Here is a 17584-nt window from a genome sequence, read left to right as displayed (position 1 = left end):
GTCCGTGCGCGACCCCTCTCAGCGGTACGCCAGCTCGGTGCCCAGTCGGTTGCACACGCTCCAGTCGACGTCGGGGGACAGCGGCCGTCGGTCGAGGATGTCCCGGGCGCGCGCCTCCCCCAGACTGGTGGCGTACCAGGACTCGTCCGCCCCCGCCAGGCCCAGCGCGATGGACTGCAGAGCACAGGAACGCAGCGGCTCGTCAAGTTTGTCGAGAGCCGGTGCGGCGTCGGCGGACAGCCCGCGCGCGTAGTCGAGGTCGAACGAGCCCTTCGCCTCGTACCGCTGGACGTTGCGCTCGGCGATCAGGGCGTCCGGCGACACCAGCCCGAAGGCGAGCACCCCCGCGGCGGCGCTCGCCAGGACCGCACGCGGCAGCCAGCGGGCGCCCCAGACGCCGGCCGCCATGATGAGCACGATGACCAGACCGAGCCAGAGCTCCACGCTGACCACGGAGATCCTCAGTCGCGTCAGCCCGTACGCCTCCACGTACATGTCCATGCGCCGCACCGCCGAGGCCACGACGACGAGCGCGAGGACGCACAGCGTTCCGAGGACGGCACGCACCAGCGTCCAGTCGCCGGAGCTGTCACGAGGGGCCCAGCGCAGGGCGAAGACGATGACGAGCAGGGTGAGGAGCGTGACCAGCAGCAGCTGCCAGAAGCCCTGGCGCGCGTACTCGGCGTACGTCTGGCCGGTCTTGTCCAGCACGGCGTCGTATCCGCCGAACAGGACGGCGAGCTGGACAGCGTTGAAGACCGCGAAGAGCGCGGCGAGCACGATCAGGGGCAGCGCCCACTCGACGCGTCCGCGAGGGCGGCCCGCCGGAACCTCGACGCGGTCCCACTGAACGGGTGCGGCGGCCGTGTGGGCCACCACCAGCGCCCCGACCACGCCGATCACGAACAGGACGGCGTGCCAGGGCCCTCCCGAAACCGACGCGTCCGGCACGAGACCGCTTAGAAGGTCCGCGAAGGCGGCGTCCGCCCCGGCGAAGAGCGCGCCGAAGACCACCAGCAGGACCACGGCGACGGCGAGCGCGCGGACCACCGGGCCCAGGTTGCCCCGGGCACCACCGGACCGCTCCCGCAGGCCGCTCCAGCCCCAGAGGGGACCGGTGACCAGCGAGGTGTAGAGACCGATCGGGCCGAACAGCACCCCTGTCCAGGTGCGACCGCCGTGCAGGGCGAGCGAGCCCGCCGCCACGGCGGCCACGACGGCGAGGAACGACGGCCAGTCGGCGTCGCGAAGCGCCGGCACGCTCAGCAGGGCAAGCCCTCCCACGCCCCACACCAGTGTCCAGCGGTGCGGTCGCCGGCCCGCTGCCTGAGCCGCGTAGGACGCGCCGAGCGCGGCCGGTATCGCCACCAGCAGGAGGTTGAGGGCCAGGCCGTCGCCGAGCAGGAGCATGCTGAGTACCCCGGTCGCAAGGGCGGCCCAGAGCGTCGCGTTGCTGATGGGGGCCGGGCGCTCCGCCTGGACGCCGGCGAACCAGGACTCGACTACGGGGCCGTCCCACTCTTCGCCCTCTTCATCGTCGGCGCCCTGCCGGTCGACGTCTCGCGTGGCGACGCTGCGTTTCCTGGAATCGGTCCCGCCCGAATCCGTCCCGCCCGAATCCGTCCCGCCCGAATCCGTCCCGCCCGAATCCGTCCCGCCCGAATCCGTCCCGCCCGAATCCGTCCCGCGCGAACCGGACCCACTCGAACCAGCCCCGACTGAACCGGTGCGGGCCGCGGGCACCTCGTCCGCGGGCGCCTCCGGCACCTCGGTCGCCTCCGGCGCTTCGGGCTCCTCGGCATCGGTGCCGGGCTTCACCCCTGAATCCTTCGAGGCCGACCCTCTCGGCTCGGCCTCGGACGGCGTGTCGGACACGGGACCCCCTCCCGACCGGTCCGGGCAGCGCGGCTCGTGGCTGCCGCGGAAGCCCAGGGACCGGTGTCTCGTCGGCGCACGCCCGTGATGATCAACGGGCGGCGTGGCGGAAAGGCTAACCGTGGGACACGCGGCGCAGCCGGTCACAGGCTCTCTGTGGCAGTGCTGTGACAGTGACAGACGCATGGGGCGGGAGGGAACGAGCAGGCCCGGCGCCCACGCCGACAGCCGAACGCAAGCCCTGCCCCGCAGCCCTCATCCACAGCCTTGGCCCACGACCCTCGCCGCCGGCTAACCTGCGGCCCCCGCTTCCGGCCTCAACCAGCGACTTTCGCCGACAGCCACTCCGGAACCGCCTCGGTCCGCTCCACCCACTCCGCGGGCGGCGCCCCGGCCTTCCCCGCGGCCACGACGCCTCCGACGATGGCGCAGGTCGTGTCCATGTCGCCGCCGACCTGGGCGGTCGCCCAGAAGCCCTCTTCGTAGTCACCGAGGGCCCGCGCCGCCGACCAGAGGGCGAACGGCACGGTGTCGTGCGCGGTCGTACGCCGCCCGCAGCCGAGGACCGCGGCAACGGTCGTCGTGTCGCCGTAGTCGAGCATGTCCCGGGCGCGCCGCAGACCGGCCTCCACCGCACTGCGCGGCACCAGGGCGATGACGCCGTCGAGCAGCGCCCCGGGGCTCGGTGGACCGCCCGGCGCGGCGGTCAGCGCGGCCGCCGCGGCCACGGCCATGGCGCCGACCACGGCTTCGCGGTGCTGGTGCGTGGGGTAGGCCGAGATCTCGGCCTGGTGCGTGGCCTGCTCCGGATCGTCCGCGTACCAGGCGCCCAGGGGAGCGATCCGCATCGCCGCGCCGTTCCCCCACGAGCCCTGTCCCTTGAACAGGGCCGAGGCCAGCTCGCGCCAGTCGCCGCCTTCCCGGACCTGCCGCAACAGCCGGTTGACCGCTGGTCCGTAACCGCGGTCGAAGTCGTGGTGCTCGGCGAAGGAGCGGGCCAGCGCGTCCTGATCGATGCGGCGGTGGACGGCCAGAGTGGCCACTACGGAGGAGGCCATTTCCGTGTCGTCGGTCCACTGCCAGGGGCCGGGCGGCAGCCCGCGGCGCTTGAGCAGCGGATAGTTCGCGGGCACGAAGAACTGCGAGCCCAGCGCGTCCCCGACCGCGAGTCCGCGCAGGCTGGCCAGGGCGCGGTCCAGGCGCCAATCGGGAGAGGAGTCAGCGGTCATCGCCCTGCCACTCTATCCGGTGACTCCGTACGGTTCCGGATCACGCCAGCGTTCGAAAGGACGGTCGAGGGTGTACTTGCCGTCCTCCCCGAGAACGAGCATGCGCACCTCCGCGTTCCCCGGGTTCGACAGCGACTCGAATTCCGCGACCGTCCAGTGGAACCAGCGCATGCAGAACAGCCGCATGGCGAGGCCGTGGGTCACGAGGAGCACGTTCGGCGGGTGATCGGGGGCCTCGAAGCTCCGGAAGAGGCTCTCCAGGAAGCCGCCGACCCGGTCGTACACGTCGGCGCCGGACTCGCCCTGCGCGAAGCGGTAGAAGAAGTGCCCGTACGCGTCGCGGTACGCCTTCTGCAGCCGTACGTCGTCCCGGTCCTGCCAGTTTCCCCAGTCCTGTTCGCGCAGCCGCGGCTCCTCGCGTACGCGTACCTTCCCCGGGTCGAGGTGGAAGGCCCGGAAGGTCTCGTGCGTGCGGCGGTACGGGGAGACGTAAACGCTTACGCGCTCGTCGCCGAGGACCTCTCGGATGCGTGTGCCCGTCTCCTCCGCCTGCCGCCACCCCTTCTCGGTGAGCGCCAGGGCGTGGTCGGGTTCACGTTCGTACACCGAGTCATCGGCATTGCCCACCGACTCGCCGTGCCGGACAAGGACGATGCGCCGTGGACGTGCCATACCGAAACCCTAGATCGAGTTACGCCCGATCGAGCACTCGTACGGGCTCTATACGGCACAGGTCACATGAATCGCGCGCGTCTCAGACCGTCCAGGACGGTTCCAACTGGACGATGTCGCCCGTGAGCGCCGCGACGTCGGCCTCCAGCTGGGCCCGCAGGGCGAGCCGCTCCACCCGCTCGGCCCGGTATTTGCCGTGCTCGGCGGCCGACTGCCACATGGACAGGACCAGGAACTCGTGGCCGGGCGCCTCGCCGAACAGACCCCTCACCATTCCGGGCGAGCCGGCCATCGCCGGGTTCCACACCTTCTCCTGCATCAGCGCGAAGTGCTCGGCGCGCTCCTCGTGGACGCGACAGTGCGCCACCCGGACCAGATCGGTCTCCGTGAAGCGCGGCTCGAAGCCGGTCTTCACGTCGAAACGGTGATCGAAGAGTTTGCTCTGCGCGTCCTTGAAGGTGCCCGACTGGGCAGCGGCCAGCCGGTCATGGGAGCGCGCCATGAAGGAGTCGTAGAAGGCACGGCTCTCCCAGAAGGCGAAGATGTGGGCCACCCCGGGCCTTCCCCGGCTCCAGCCCCCGCCCTGCCCCCGGAAACCCGGCTCCCCCAGAAGTCCCGCCCATTTCCGCTGCCCCCGTTCAAAACCGCGGCGGTCCACCACGGTGCAGCGAATCCACTTGACCAGCACCGCGCCATCGTACGGCCCAGGAACGTGGCGTCGGTCACGCTCGGGCGGACTGCGGCCGCCCGTGCGCCCCCATGCGCGTGGCACGATGGGCAACACGCCTCACCTGCCAGGCAGTTGAGGCGCCCGACACAGGGTGACCACGAGGGGAGAACCGGTGAACGGCCTCAACAAGGGCATCAACAAGGTCGAGATCTCGGTGAAATGGGATCCCAGTCCCACAGGCGAACCGGCCACCGATCTCGACATCGTCGCCGCCACCTACCTCGCGACCGACACACACAAAAACCCTGACTACGTAGTGCACTTCGACAGCCGCTCACCGGACGGCACGATCTATCTCAACCGGGACAGCAAGGACGGCAAGGGCTTCGGCTGGGACGAGGTGATGACCCTGGAGCTCACCCGCCTCGACAAGCGGTACGCGCGCGTGGTCGTCGGCGTCGCCATCCAGCAGCGCTCCGGACGGTCCACCTTCGTCGGCGTGCACAACCCGGGCCTGCGGATCCGCGAGGGCTACAACGTCCTGGCCGAGGGTGATTTCGGCAGCGTTCTGGGGTCGACGGCCACGACAGTCGCGGACTTCGTGCGCGACGACTCCGGAGAGTGGACCTTCCGATCGGACATCCGCGGCTTCGACGCCGACCCGGCGACCTTCGCCAGGATCATGGGCAGCCCCCAGGAGTCCTGACCCGCAACGCACTCACGCACGCCGAAGGGGCGGTACGGCCGGTGGCCGTACCGCCCCTCACGGTATGTGGATCAACTGCCGGTGCGGATCAGCTGCAGCCGCTGGTAGAGCCGCAGCCCTCGCAGATGTAGCAGGAGCCGGCCCGCTGCATCTTCGTACCGCAGGAGAAGCACAGGGGGGCGTCCGCCTGGATACCCAGCTGCATCTCCACCAGTTCGGCGCTGGTGTGGGCCTGCTGAGGGGCGGGCTTGGCCGCCTCGACCACGGCCTTCGGCGCGGCGACAGCCTTCAGTTCCTGAGCGCGGGGCGCGGACTGGGCGAGACCCTCGACGTCCAGCTCTTCGTCGGTCGGCTCGTACGAGCCCGTCTCCAGGTGACGCTGACGCTCGTCGGCGGAGTGGATGCCGAGCGCGGAGCGCGTCTCGAAGGGCAGGAAGTCGAGCGCCAGGCGGCGGAAGATGTAGTCGACGATCGACTGCGCCATCCGCACGTCCGGGTCGTCCGTCATACCGGCCGGCTCGAAGCGCATGTTGGTGAACTTCGAGACGTACGTCTCCAGGGGCACGCCGTACTGCAGGCCTACGGAGACGGCGATCGAGAAGGCGTCCATCATGCCCGCGAGGGTGGAGCCTTGCTTGGACATCTTCAGGAAGACCTCGCCGAGACCGTCGTCCGGGTAGGAGTTGGCGGTCATGTAGCCCTCGGCGCCGCCCACCGTGAAGGAGGTGGTGATGCCGGGACGTCCCTTGGGGAGACGCTTGCGGACCGGGCGGTACTCGACGACCTTCTCGACCGCGGTACGGATGGTCTCCTCGGCCTTGGCCGTGACCTCGACCTTCTCCTTCTCCTTGGTCTTCGCGGAGAGAGGCTGGCCGACCTTGCAGTTGTCGCGGTAGATCGCGAGCGCCTTGACGCCCATCTTCCACGCCTCGAAGTAGACCTCTTCGACGTCCTCGACGGTCGCCGTCTCCGGCAGGTTGACCGTCTTGGAGAGCGCGCCGGAGATCCACGGCTGGATCGCGGCCATCATGCGGACGTGGCCCATCGCGGAGATGGAGCGCTCGCCCATGGCGCAGTCGAAGACCTCGTAGTGCTCGTGCTTGAGGCCCGGGGCGTCGACGACATTGCCGTGGTCGGCGATGTGGGCGACGATCGCCTCGATCTGCTCCTCCTGGTAGCCCAGGCGGCGCAGGGCCTGCGGGACGGTGCCGTTGACGATCTGCATCGAGCCGCCGCCGACCAGCTTCTTGAACTTGACCAGCGCGAGGTCGGGCTCAAGGCCGGTGGTGTCGCAGGACATCGCGAGACCGATGGTGCCGGTCGGGGCGATGACCGAGGCCTGCGCGTTGCGGAAGCCGTTCTTCTCGCCGAGGCGCAGCACGTCCTGCCAGGCCTCCGTGGCGGCGGCCCAGACCGGCGAGTCCAGGTCGTCCACGCGGACCGCCACGGCGTTGGCGTCGGAGTGCTGCTTCATGACGCGCTGGTGCGGCTGCGCGTTGCGGGCGTAGCCGTCGTACGGGCCGACGACCGCGGCGAGTTCCGCGGAGCGCTTGTACGAGGTGCCGGTCATCAGCGAGGTGATGGCGCCGGCGAGGGAGCGGCCGCCGTCGGAGTCGTACGCGTGGCCGGTCGCCATCAGGAGGGCGCCGAGGTTGGCGTAGCCGATGCCCAGCTGGCGGAAGGCGCGGGTGTTCTCGCCGATCTTCTGCGTCGGGAAGTCAGCGAAGCAGATGGAGATGTCCATCGCGGTGATGACCAGCTCGACGACCTGCGAGAAGCGCTCGACCTCGAAGGACTGGTGGCCCAGGCCGTCGTCCTTCAGGAACTTCATCAGGTTCAGCGAGGCGAGGTTGCAGGACGTGTTGTCCAGGTGCATGTACTCGCTGCACGGGTTCGAGCCGTTGATCCGGCCGGACTCCGGGCAGGTGTGCCAGGCGTTGATGGTGTCGTCGTACTGGATGCCGGGGTCGGCGCAGGCCCAGGCCGCCTCGGCCATCTTGCGGAAGAGCTCCTTGGCGTCGACCTCCTCGATGACCTCGCCGGTCATACGGGCGCGCAGGCCGAACTTGTCGCCGTTCTCCACGGCCTTCATGAACTCGTCGTTCACGCGGACCGAGTTGTTGGCGTTCTGGTACTGGACGGACGTGATGTCGTCGCCGCCCAGGTCCATGTCGAAGCCCGCGTCCCGAAGGGCACGGATCTTCTCCTCTTCCTTCACCTTGGTCTCGATGAAGCCCTCGATGTCGGGGTGGTCGACGTCGAGGATGACCATCTTGGCCGCGCGGCGGGTGGCGCCGCCCGACTTGATCGTTCCTGCGGAGGCGTCGGCACCGCGCATGAAGGAGACGGGACCCGAGGCGTTGCCGCCCGAGGAGAGCAGTTCCTTGGAGGAACGGATACGGGAGAGGTTCAGGCCGGCGCCCGAGCCACCCTTGAAGATCATTCCCTCTTCCTTGTACCAGTCGAGGATCGACTCCATGGAGTCGTCGACGGCCAGGATGAAGCAGGCGGAGACCTGCTGGGGCTGGGGCGTACCGACGTTGAACCACACCGGGCTGTTGAAGCTGAAGATCTGGTGCAGGAGGGCGTAGGCCAGCTCGTGCTCGAAGATCTCGGCGTCGGCGGGCGAGGCGAAGTACTTGTTGTCCTCGCCGGCCTTCCGGTACGTCTTCACGATGCGGTCGATGAGCTGCTTGAGGCTCACCTCGCGCTGCGGGGTGCCCACAGCGCCGCGGAAGTACTTGCTGGTGACGATGTTGACCGCGTTCACCGCCCACTCGGCGGGGAACTCGACGCCACGCTGCTCGAAATTGACCGAGCCGTCGCGCCAGTTGGTCATGACGACGTCACGGCTCGCCCACTCGACCTCGTCGTACGGGTGCACCCCCGGGGTCGTGTGGATCCGCTCGATGCGCAGTCCCTTGTTCGCCTTCGTCCCCTTGGCTCGGGAACTCCGTGCCGGACCGCTCGCCGTCTCTGTCATGCCGCCTCCCTGTATCGGGCTAAAACGCCCAGAAGTGCCTCGTTCTTCCCGTGGCACGGTGTGTGTCTGAATGCCACGAGCTCCGCGTACGCGTCCGCTCGCAACAGGTCTGTGGTCGCCGCCGTCCGGGCCGGGCCGGCCCCTCTCGTCAGTCGGCGGCGCTGGCGGGCACGGGGACTTCTACAGTCACTCCGGACCCGCGGTCGATTCCCTGGCACCCCTCGCCCGCGTCTTCGTCGGCCGCGGCGGGGGGCTGCGTCTCTTCCCTGAGTTCAGTGATGGCGGCCTCGAAGTCCTCCAGCGAGTCGAACGCCCGGTACACGGACGCGAAGCGCAGATAGGCGACGAGGTCGAGCTCCTGCAAGGGGCCGAGTATGGCCAGTCCCACGTCGTGGGTGGTCAGTTCGGCGCTTCCGGTGGCCCGCACCGCCTCCTCGACCCGCTGGCCGAGCTGAGCGAGTGCGTCCTCCGTGACAGGCCTTCCCTGGCACGCCTTGCGCACGCCGTTGATGACCTTGGTACGACTGAAGGGCTCGGTGACTCCGGACCGCTTGACCACCATGAGCGAGCACGTCTCCACGGTCGTGAAACGACGGGAGCAGTCGGGACACTGGCGGCGCCTGCGGATCGACGTACCGTCGTCCGTCGTACGGCTGTCGACGACACGGCTGTCGGGGTGCCTGCAGAAGGGGCAGTGCATCGGACTCCAACCCTCCTTCACAAGCACGACTCAATAGCCTCGACAGGGCCCTTGAGCCCCTCGAAGCAGCCCCCAGCATAGGCGATGACCATGGGTCCGGAAGACCGGGGGACCACAACTTCTGGGCTGCTGTTGCAATCCAACCACTAGATGTGGGGATTGGCTCGTAAATTCGCACCCGGCGCGCGTGTCGGACCCGTATTGGCATGTGCCGCACGGCCATACCCGTGAGAGGCGTACGGGGATACGGTGGGCGCCACAGGGGCAGGGGGCCGGTTCCCGGCCGACGGGACACCTGGTGGCAGACTGGCCCTCGCCCCGCTCCGGCCCACAAGGCCATCGCCCCGGCGGTGAAGAGTACAGCAATGAGCGCTTTTGTCCGCCCGGTGCAGCGTTAGCCATACACCCAGACACGTGATCACGTCAGGCCATCCACACTTTTTCACTCGAACGTGTGTTTGGCGCAACCTTTCGAAAGCAACTACCGTTGTCCAGCAGGGAGACGAACGAGAGGGGCCGACGTGACCACCACCGCAGACAGTGCCACCATCACTGCCCAGGACCGCTCCCAGGGCCGATTTGAGCCGGTGCATGCCATGAATGAAGTGAACCAGGAGGGGCCCAAGCCCACACGCTCCCTGCCGGGCCGACCTCCAGGTATCCGGGCGGACAGCTCCGGACTCACCGACCGGCAGCGCCGGGTGATCGAGGTCATCAGGGACTCTGTGCAGCGGCGCGGATACCCGCCGTCGATGCGGGAGATCGGACAGGCCGTGGGCCTCTCCAGCACGTCCTCGGTCGCACACCAGCTGATGGCACTGGAGCGCAAGGGCTTCCTGCGCCGCGACCCGCACCGACCGCGGGCCTACGAGGTCCGGGGGTCCGACCAGTCCAGCGCGCAGCCCACCGACACGGCGGGCAAGCCGGCCGCGTCGTACGTCCCGCTGGTCGGCCGGATCGCCGCCGGTGGCCCGATCCTCGCCGAGGAGTCGGTCGAGGACGTGTTCCCGCTGCCCCGGCAGCTGGTGGGTGACGGCGAGCTGTTCGTCCTGAAGGTCGTCGGAGACTCGATGATCGAGGCCGCGATCTGTGACGGAGACTGGGTGACGGTCCGCCGCCAGCCGGTCGCGGAGAACGGCGACATCGTGGCGGCCATGCTGGACGGCGAGGCCACGGTCAAGCGCTTCAAGCGCGAGGACGGCCACGTCTGGCTGCTCCCGCACAACTCCGCGTACCAGCCGATCCCCGGCGACGAGGCCACCATCCTCGGCAAGGTCGTGGCGGTGCTGCGGCGGATCTGACTCCGCCCCTGACCGGGCCCCGGGACCCCTGCGCCGGTTCCGGGGCCCTGTGCTGTCCCCGGTTGCGCACGTCAGTGGCCTTCCCCCGGCTGAGGCCGGGGGCAGGCCACTGACGTCTACCCCTCTTCTGCCTTGGCCTCTTCTGTGCCCTGTGTGTCTTGTTCCGCCTTCTTCGCCACCTCGTCGATGGCGGCCAGGGACCTTCGCACCTGGTTACGGTCCGTGGTGAACCAGAACTCGGGCAGTGACGCCTTCAGATAGCTGCCGTACCGAGCCGTGGCGAGCCGCTGGTCCAGCACGGCGACCACACCGCGGTCCCCCGTCGCCCGTACGAGACGGCCGGCGCCCTGGGCCATCAGCAAGGCCGCATGGGTGGCCGCGACGGCCATGAAGCCGTTGCCCCCGGCGTCCTCGACCGCCTTCTGGCGGGCGCTCATCAGCGGGTCGTCGGGGCGAGGAAAAGGGATCTTGTCCATGACGACCAGCTGGCAGCTGGCGCCCGGGACGTCCACGCCCTGCCAGAGCGAGAGTGTGCCGAAGAGGCAGGTCTTCGGGTCCGCCGCGAAGTTCTTGATCAGCTCGCCGAGCGTCTCCTCGCCCTGGAGCAGGATGGGGAACTCCGGGATGCGGGAGCGCAGTTCCTCCGCGGCGAGCTGGGCTGCCCGCATCGAGGAGAACAGGCCGAGCGTGCGACCGCCGGCGGCCTGGATCAGCTCGGTGAGCTCGTCGAGCATGTCCCCGCGGTCACTGTCACGCGCGGGGCGCGCGAGGTGTTTCGCGACGTACAGGATGCCCTGCTTGCCGTAGTCGAAGGGCGAACCGACGTCGATGCCCTTCCAGGGCGGGATGTCCTCACCCTCGATGCCTTCCGGGGCCAGGCCCAGTGAGGCGCCCACGCCGTTGAAGTCGCCGCCGAGCTTGAGCGTGGCCGAGGCCAGGACGACGGAGCGATCCGTGAAGAGCTTCTCGCGCAGCAGGCCCGACACGGACATCGGGGCGACTCGCAGGGAGGCGCCGAAGCGGTCGTGCCGCTCGTACCAGACGACGTCCCACTCCGAGCCGTTCGTGATCCGCTCCGCCACGTCGTGGACCGACTCCACTGAGGCGAGGGCCTGTTTACGGACCGCGTCCTCGTCGCTGACGGACTTGTCGCGGGTCGCTCCGATCGCCGAGATGACCGTACGCGCGGCGTCCCGCAGGGCCATCAGCGCGTACCCGAGATCCTCGGGGACCTCCTCCAGGCGGCCGGGCGGAGCGAGCTCCATCAGACGCTCGAAGCCCTCGGCGGCTGTCTGGAGCTGGTCGGCCGCCTTCTCGTTCACGAGCTTCGAGACGCGGCGCACGGCGCGGTTGACCTGGCCCGGGGTGAGCTCGCCGGTCGCGACTCCGGTGACGCGGGAGACCAGCTCGTGCGCCTCGTCCACGATCAGCACCTCGTGCTGCGGGAGGACCGGGGCGCCTTCGATGGCGTCGATCGCGAGGAGGGCGTGGTTGGTGACGACGACCTCGGCGAGCTTGGCGCGCTCGCGGGCCATCTCGGCGAAGCACTCCGCTCCGTAGGCACACTTCGAGGCGCCGAGGCACTCCCTGGAGGACACCGAGATCTGTGACCAGGCACGGTCCGAGACACCCGGGGTGAGATCGTCACGGTCGCCCGTCTCGGTCTCGTCCGCCCAGTCCCGCATCCGCAGCAGGTCCTGGCCCAGCTTGCTGGTGGGAGCGGCCGCCTCGAACTGGTCGAAGAGGCCCTCCTCCTCGTCCTGCGGAACGCCTTCATGGAGGCGGTGCAGGCACATGTAGTTCGACCGGCCCTTGAGCATCGCGAACTCGGGGCGGCGGCGCAGCAGTGGATGCAGCGCGTCCACCGTGCGCGGCAGGTCCCGCTCCACGAGCTGGCGCTGGAGCGCCAGGGTGGCCGTCGCCACGACGACCCGCTCCCCGTGCGCGAGCGCGGGCACCAGGTATCCGAGCGACTTTCCGGTACCCGTGCCGGCCTGGACCAGCAGATGGGAGCCGTCGTCGATGGCCTGCTCGACGGCTTCGGCCATGGTCACCTGGCCAGGGCGCTCCGTACCGCCGACGGCTGTGACGGCGGCATGCAGGAGTTCGGGGAGTGAGGGCTCTGTCATAGCCCGACCACCCTACGGGGCCGCACTGACAACCGGTCGATCAAGGCCGGGCCGAGGGACGCGATCAAGACGGGTGCACGGTCGGTGACGGGGTCGGTGACGGGGTCGGTCACGTCGTCGGTGATCACGGCTGGTGCAGCGGGTTCGGAACGGTGCCGTGCACGGCGGCGTGCGGGCGCTGGGGGCGGTCACGGTAGCCGTCCAGGTGCAGCCGGTTGCGGTTGAGGCACAGCCTCTCGATACGCGGAGTGAGCAGGTCGAACGTTTCGTAACGCTCCTTGAGCTCCGGGAAGAGCCTGTGGTGACGGAGGATCTCCGCCCGTACGAGCGACCAGAACTCGGCCTCCGGAACACCCAGTTGCGCCTCGCAGAGCGGTGCCAGGTAGCGAAAGACCCCGACGAAGAGCCCGGAGTGGATGAACTGCGTGAGGAAAGCGGCCGGTTCCGTGAGCAGAACGGCCCGTACGTCGTCCGGCATGGAGGCGTGCTCGGGCAGCCGCTCGGCGCTGACGTTCACGTCGTCCACGAAGTCCTTCACCGCGAGCCGGACGGGTACGTCGTGGTCGTCGAAGACAACGATCGCGTTCTCGCCGTGTGGGCTGAACACAGTGCCGTAGCGGTAGAGGAAGTGCAGCAGGGGCGGCAGCAACGCGGCGAAGAGACGGCGCAGCCAGACCCGCGGGGCCAGGCCCGAGCGCTCGACGAGCTCGGCCGTGAAGGCTCGGCCGTCAGGATCGGTGTGCAGGACAGCGGCCAGGGTGCGGGCGCGTTCGCCGGGCGCCAGATGGCGGGCGAGCGGCTCGCGCCAGATCGCGCCCAGCAACTCCTTGTACTGGTACGGGACCTCCGGCAGCGTGTCGTACACGGGGTGCCCGACGGTGACGGACGCGACCTCGCCGAGGAGGATGACGCCGCAGGTGTCGCGCAGGAAGGGGTCCGCGTCGCGCAGGCCGTGCATCCAGGCGGTGACGGCGGGTGCCGCGAGAGTGCGTTCCGTCGGTAGGCCGCGCCACACCAGGGTGTTGAGGACGGACAGCGGCAGTTTGACGGTGTGCCGGTCCGGGCGTGAGGTGTTGAGGAAGGTACGGACCGACTGCTGGGGCAGGCGTAAATCGGCGTCCGGGGGCAGCGGAACGATGGCGCCGACGGCGACGGAGGGCGCGAAGAGCGGCAGCACGACGTCGTTCCACTGCCAGGGGTGCACGGGCAGGTAGAGATACGACTCCGGCGTGAGCCCACGCGCGCGTAGTGCGACGGCGTAGGACTCCCTGGTGGCGGGATCGAGCTCGCGCGCATAGAGCTCGTCGGCGGTCTCCAGGCCCGCGACGCCCCGGTAGGTGGCCAGTGAGGTGTGCACCGCGATCCACGGCAGGGCCGTCCCTCTGCGGCCCTCGGGTGCCCAGTGGGCGGCGTCCGTGGCGGAGAAGCCAAGGCGGCCTTTGTTGAGGACGATCCAGGGGTGGCCCGTCTGATGGCCTTCCAGCTCGGCGTATCCGAGATCGGCGAGCCGGGCGGCGGGCAACGCTGTGTGGTCGAGGCGCGCGTCCGCCGCGAGTGTGGTGGTCAGTTCTCTGATGACGTGGCCGAGGGTGGCGCCGTCGAGCCCGAGGGTGGCGCGGGCGCGGGTGAGGAAGTCGAGGGGGTCGGTGTAGCGGCGCGAGGGTTCCGGTCCCGGGGTCTCGCTGGTCGCTGCGGCTGCCTCGGTCAAGGTGAGTGAAGCGGGATCGACCTGCCAGCTGTCGTACGCGCCGCGGCGGGCACGGAAGCCGACGATGCCGCCGGCGTCGAGGCGGAGGGTGTACGAACGCTCGTCATCGGCGCCTGCGGCGGGCGGCGAATCGTCTCCTCTGGGGTCCGGGGCTCCGACCGGTGCCATGGCCTTGGGAGGGCAGGTGGCTGGCGCCGCAGCACCTGCGTGGTTCCCGTCCGCCTCGGGTACCAGGATCTCCTCGTGCGCGAACTCCCCGATCATCTTGGCGAGCAGGCGGCGCCCCGCTCTTTCCCATCGCTCCGGGCTCAGTTCGGGCGGGTCGTAGAGCCACGACGGCTCTCCGGGAGTCGGGGCGGCGGACGGGTTCGGCACGGGGACTCCTCGACTGGGAACCTGATCGGGGCGAGCGGTGTACTAAAAGTGACGGCGCTACAACAGATCGCGCAGGGCCCGGTCCCGGACCATGAGGGCTGCCTTCTTGTCGGGCAGATCGACCTCGGCGGAGAACCGGAAGCCGGCACTGAGAAAGGCGGACACGGAGGGGATGTTGCGGAGGTCGGGTTCAGCGATGACGCGTGCGCATGAGGGACGACGGTCGAGGACGAGGTCGGAGACGGCTCTGAGCAGAGTCGTGCCGAGTCCACGCCCACGATTGGCGACACCGCCGATGAGGAGGTGGATACCGGTGTCGTGAAGGCGGGCGGGATAGTGGCGGGCCAGGGGATCGAGGTCCGCCCGGTAGATCTCCCAGTAGCTCATCGGCGTGCCGTCCAGCACGCCGAGACAGGGGACGCTGCGTCCGTCGCCGCCGAGCTGGGCACGCAGGTGGTCCTCGGTCGCCGTCCCGGGTCCGGAGAGCTCCCAGAAAGCGGCCACCGCAGGGTCGTTCATCCAGCGGCTGATGAGCGGGAGGTCTCGGTCGAGGTGTACGGGGGCCAGATGGAAGACGCCCGCGGCGGTGGCGATCGGCCCCCAGTCACCGACGCGGTCGAGCAAGTCGTCTCCGGCCGGGGCGACCGGGGCGGGCCACGCTGTGCCCGGCGCCGAGCCCCGCGCCGTGTCCACCGTGTTCCGGCCCCCGCCGTTCCGCTCTGCCCGTTCCGCGGCTCCCCCGGCCGCCTCGGCCTTCGCTTCCCCGGCCTTCTCTGCGAAGAAGGCGAGGAATTCGTCGGGCAGGCGCAGATCGAGGGTGTCCTCGGTGTCCGCACCGGGACCCGTGTCGCTGCCGGCGGTGGTGTGGGGGGCGGTACCGGCGTCGGTGCTCGCATCGGTGGGAGGCACGGCGACGCTCCTCTCAGGAGACGGGGTGGGTCATGTTCCTCAGGAATGAAGGGGGTTGGCGATGGTGACGTAGACGGACTGGGTGTCGACGGGACCTACGAGTTCGTCGAGGCCGTGCAGCCGGGTCAGCAGGTTGGCCTTGCAGCGCAGCACGGGTGAGTCGAGCAACTGGGCGGGCAGGGAGGTACGCAGTCGGGCGGACCCCGTGGCGACGTCGGTTAGGAACCGGCGGAAGGCGGCGAGCAGCAGCCGTTCGTCGGCGAGGCGCTGGGAGCCGAAGGCCCCGATGAGGCCGAGCACGTTGTTGATGCCGAGGTAGTAGGCGAAGCGCTCGTCGGTGACCTCGTCGGAGACGAACGTGTCGCTGTTCTCGCCGATGCCGGGGAGCCGTTCGTTCAGTTCCGCGCGCCGGGACTCGCGGAAGTAGTAGCCCTGGTTGTCGCGGTAGCGGCCGCCCGCGGGCCACCCTTCCTGGTCCAGCAGGAGCAGGGTGTTCTGCTGGTGGGCCTCCAGCGCGATGCCCGCCTCGCTGTCCAGCCAGAGGGCGGGGCGGACGACCTGCTCCAGGTAGCGCAGGAACCACTCGGCGGCGACGGCGCCGCGTGGCCGGCCCGTGCGTCCGGCGAGCCGGGTGACGATCTCGGTGAGCCTGGCCCGTGTCGTGGTCCTGCTCTGCTCGGGGTGCTGCTGTCCGGTGGACTGGGCCTGGGGCCTGGGCGAGACGAGTCCGGCGACGCAGGAGACGTCGTCCGTCGGCGTGAACGGATTGTGGCGGATCATCACGTCGAGGCCGGGCACGGGGTTGCCGTCCGGGTCGTTCACCGCGAGCCAGGCCGGGTCGCGGACGATGTCGAAGCCCGGGTGGGCGGCCTGCCACTGTTCGGCGAGGCCGGCGCGCAGCAGCCGGTGGACCTCGACACCGCGGTGGAGTTCCTTGCGGAGGTTCTCCCGGCGGGAGTTGGTGATGCGCAGGCCCAGCGAGAGCTTCAGCATCGCGGCGGCGCCGGAGCGGTAGAGGGTGCGTACGGAGGAGGTGGGGTACCACGGGCAGCCATGGGGACCGAGGTCCAGGAGCAGGCCGGCGTCCAGAAGTTTCGCCGTATCCGGGCGGTGGCGGATCTCGCGGACCTGCCAGGGGTGCATCGGCAGCACGGCGTATCCGTCGGGCAGCCGCAGTCCGGCGCCGGCAAGCCGGGTGGTGAGCTGCTCTGCGGGCACGAGGCGGCCTCGCTCGGTCCAGGCCGAGTCAGTGGCGAGCGCGGAGGGGGCGACGGCCATCCAGTGCAGGGGGAAGGAGCCGCGCAACTCTGGTGAGTAGAGGCGGGTTTCGGCCCCGGAAAGTCCCTCGCGGCTCTTCGGGGTGGGGTGCAGCGGATGGCCGAGCAGCAGCGCCTGCTCGGCCGAGAGGAAGAGGTCGGGGCCGTCGGCGGGATTTTCCCGGCGGTCCGTGATGAAGACGACGGTCCGCCGTACGGAGTCGGCGACTCGGCCGACCAGGTCACCGCCGTCGACCGAGGCGTGGGAGTGGGCGGGGGCGTCGAGGGCGTCCGTCGTGGCGGAGGCGTGGGGCTCGGCAGGAGCGTCTGGGGCACCGGAGGCTTGGGGTTCGCCAAGAGTATCCGGGGCGTCGGAGGCGATTGGCTCGGCGGGAGCGTCCGGGGCGGTGGAGGCGTGGGGAGCGTCCGGGGCCGTGAGGGCGGTCGGCTGGGTGGGCGCTCCGGTCGTCGGGGTCTCCCGTCCCAGGAGGGCGGCGAGGGTCACCGCGTCCGTGGGAGGCGCCTGGTCGGGGGCGTCGGAGAGGTAGGGCGGGCCGAGGCGGTGCCATCCCGTGGGGGACCAGTAGTGGACCGGAACGACCAGGGCTGTGCCGCTCGCGGGGAGGGAGATGCGGAGGGTGCCGTCGTCGGGGGCGGCGAGGTCGTGCTCACGTACCCAGCAGCGCAGCAGGTTCTCGATGGCGGCGGCCTGGGCCGCGGTGTGGGGATCGGGGTGTTCCAGCAGGTCGGTGGTGGCGCCGCGCAGCCGTTCGGACTCCTGGGACCCTGTCTTCTGCCTGGGGACCGATTCGGCCCCCGACCCGAGCGGGGCCTGTGTGCCGCGCCCTCCTCGCTCGTGGGTGTAGGGGTGGCCGTCGGGTGCGGGGATGGCGTTCAAGAGGCTTCCTCGGGGGTGGTTCAGGTTCGTGCGGTGACGAACCGGGGCTGTTCCGGCGTGCGTTGGACCCGTGCGATTCCTGGTTGACGCGGGTGCGAGTGCGGGTGTCGTCCGGTTTGCAGGGGTGCGGGGTTGGATTCGGGGGTGCGGGGCGAAGGAGGCAGTTCCGGTGG

General features: G+C 69.9%; 12 protein-coding genes. 2 read left to right on the top strand and 10 right to left on the bottom strand.

All coding sequences use genetic code 11. From position 1 onward, the window contains the following. Positions 1 to 18: 18 nt before the first annotated feature. From ACZ5VQ_RS39865 to ACZ5VQ_RS39850, 4 genes are all read right to left on the bottom strand, one after another. Complete coding sequence (locus ACZ5VQ_RS39865) at positions 19 to 1818, bottom strand: DUF4153 domain-containing protein (protein ID WP_469109283.1); 1800 nt, start codon at positions 1816 to 1818, stop codon at positions 19 to 21. Between the two features lie 374 nt (positions 1819 to 2192). Continuing rightward, positions 2193 to 3104 (bottom strand): ADP-ribosylglycohydrolase family protein, encoded by a 912-nt coding sequence (locus tag ACZ5VQ_RS39860; protein WP_469109282.1) that lies wholly within the window; start codon positions 3102 to 3104, stop codon positions 2193 to 2195. 12 nt (positions 3105 to 3116) lie between these two features. Further along, a complete protein-coding gene (locus tag ACZ5VQ_RS39855; protein WP_200395492.1) occupies positions 3117 to 3776 on the bottom strand; it encodes a histidine phosphatase family protein in 660 nt (219 codons plus the stop codon). An 82-nt stretch (positions 3777 to 3858) separates the two neighbouring features. Continuing rightward, the gene (locus ACZ5VQ_RS39850) at positions 3859 to 4464 is read right to left on the bottom strand and encodes a YdbC family protein (RefSeq protein ID WP_055617265.1); all 606 of its coding nucleotides are present in this window, start codon (positions 4462 to 4464) and stop codon (positions 3859 to 3861) included. A gap of 154 nt (positions 4465 to 4618) precedes the next feature. On the opposite strand from ACZ5VQ_RS39850, the gene ACZ5VQ_RS39845 reads away from it, so the two are divergent. Continuing rightward, complete coding sequence (locus tag ACZ5VQ_RS39845) at positions 4619 to 5152, top strand: TerD family protein (protein WP_469109281.1); 534 nt, start codon at positions 4619 to 4621, stop codon at positions 5150 to 5152. Between the two features lie 88 nt (positions 5153 to 5240). On the opposite strand, the gene ACZ5VQ_RS39840 is transcribed toward ACZ5VQ_RS39845, so the two are convergent. Both ACZ5VQ_RS39840 and nrdR read right to left on the bottom strand, forming a co-directional pair. Beyond that, on the bottom strand, positions 5241 to 8135 hold the full coding sequence (locus ACZ5VQ_RS39840) for a vitamin B12-dependent ribonucleotide reductase (RefSeq protein WP_469109280.1): 2895 nt from the start codon (positions 8133 to 8135) through the stop codon (positions 5241 to 5243). 148 nt (positions 8136 to 8283) lie between these two features. After that, positions 8284 to 8835 (bottom strand): transcriptional regulator NrdR, encoded by a 552-nt coding sequence (gene nrdR, locus ACZ5VQ_RS39835; protein ID WP_469109279.1) that lies wholly within the window; start codon positions 8833 to 8835, stop codon positions 8284 to 8286. Positions 8836 to 9356: 521 nt separating this feature from the next. Between nrdR and lexA the strand changes: the two genes are divergently transcribed. Beyond that, positions 9357 to 10136, top strand: a complete 780-nt coding sequence (gene lexA, locus ACZ5VQ_RS39830; protein ID WP_362079322.1) for a transcriptional repressor LexA — start codon at positions 9357 to 9359, stop codon at positions 10134 to 10136. A 116-nt stretch (positions 10137 to 10252) separates the two neighbouring features. Here the strand turns inward: lexA and ACZ5VQ_RS39825 are convergent, their stop codons facing one another. The 4 genes from ACZ5VQ_RS39825 to ACZ5VQ_RS39810 all read right to left on the bottom strand — a co-directional run bounded on the left by ACZ5VQ_RS39825 (position 10253) and on the right by ACZ5VQ_RS39810 (position 17411). Next, a complete protein-coding gene (locus tag ACZ5VQ_RS39825) occupies positions 10253 to 12265 on the bottom strand; it encodes an ATP-dependent DNA helicase (protein ID WP_469109278.1) in 2013 nt (670 codons plus the stop codon). A gap of 124 nt (positions 12266 to 12389) precedes the next feature. Beyond that, on the bottom strand, positions 12390 to 14348 hold the full coding sequence (locus ACZ5VQ_RS39820) for an IucA/IucC family protein (protein ID WP_469109277.1): 1959 nt from the start codon (positions 14346 to 14348) through the stop codon (positions 12390 to 12392). A gap of 57 nt (positions 14349 to 14405) precedes the next feature. After that, entirely contained in the window at positions 14406 to 15257 is an 852-nt protein-coding gene (locus ACZ5VQ_RS39815; protein ID WP_469109276.1) for a GNAT family N-acetyltransferase, read from the bottom strand. A 39-nt stretch (positions 15258 to 15296) separates the two neighbouring features. Continuing rightward, on the bottom strand, positions 15297 to 17411 hold the full coding sequence (locus tag ACZ5VQ_RS39810) for an IucA/IucC family protein (RefSeq protein WP_469109275.1): 2115 nt from the start codon (positions 17409 to 17411) through the stop codon (positions 15297 to 15299). Positions 17412 to 17584 lie beyond the last annotated feature (173 nt).

The organism is Streptomyces sp. NPDC033178, from assembly GCF_055577685.1.
The sequence above is the reverse complement of the archived record's forward strand: the minus strand, read 5'-3'. Positions and strand labels throughout refer to the sequence as shown.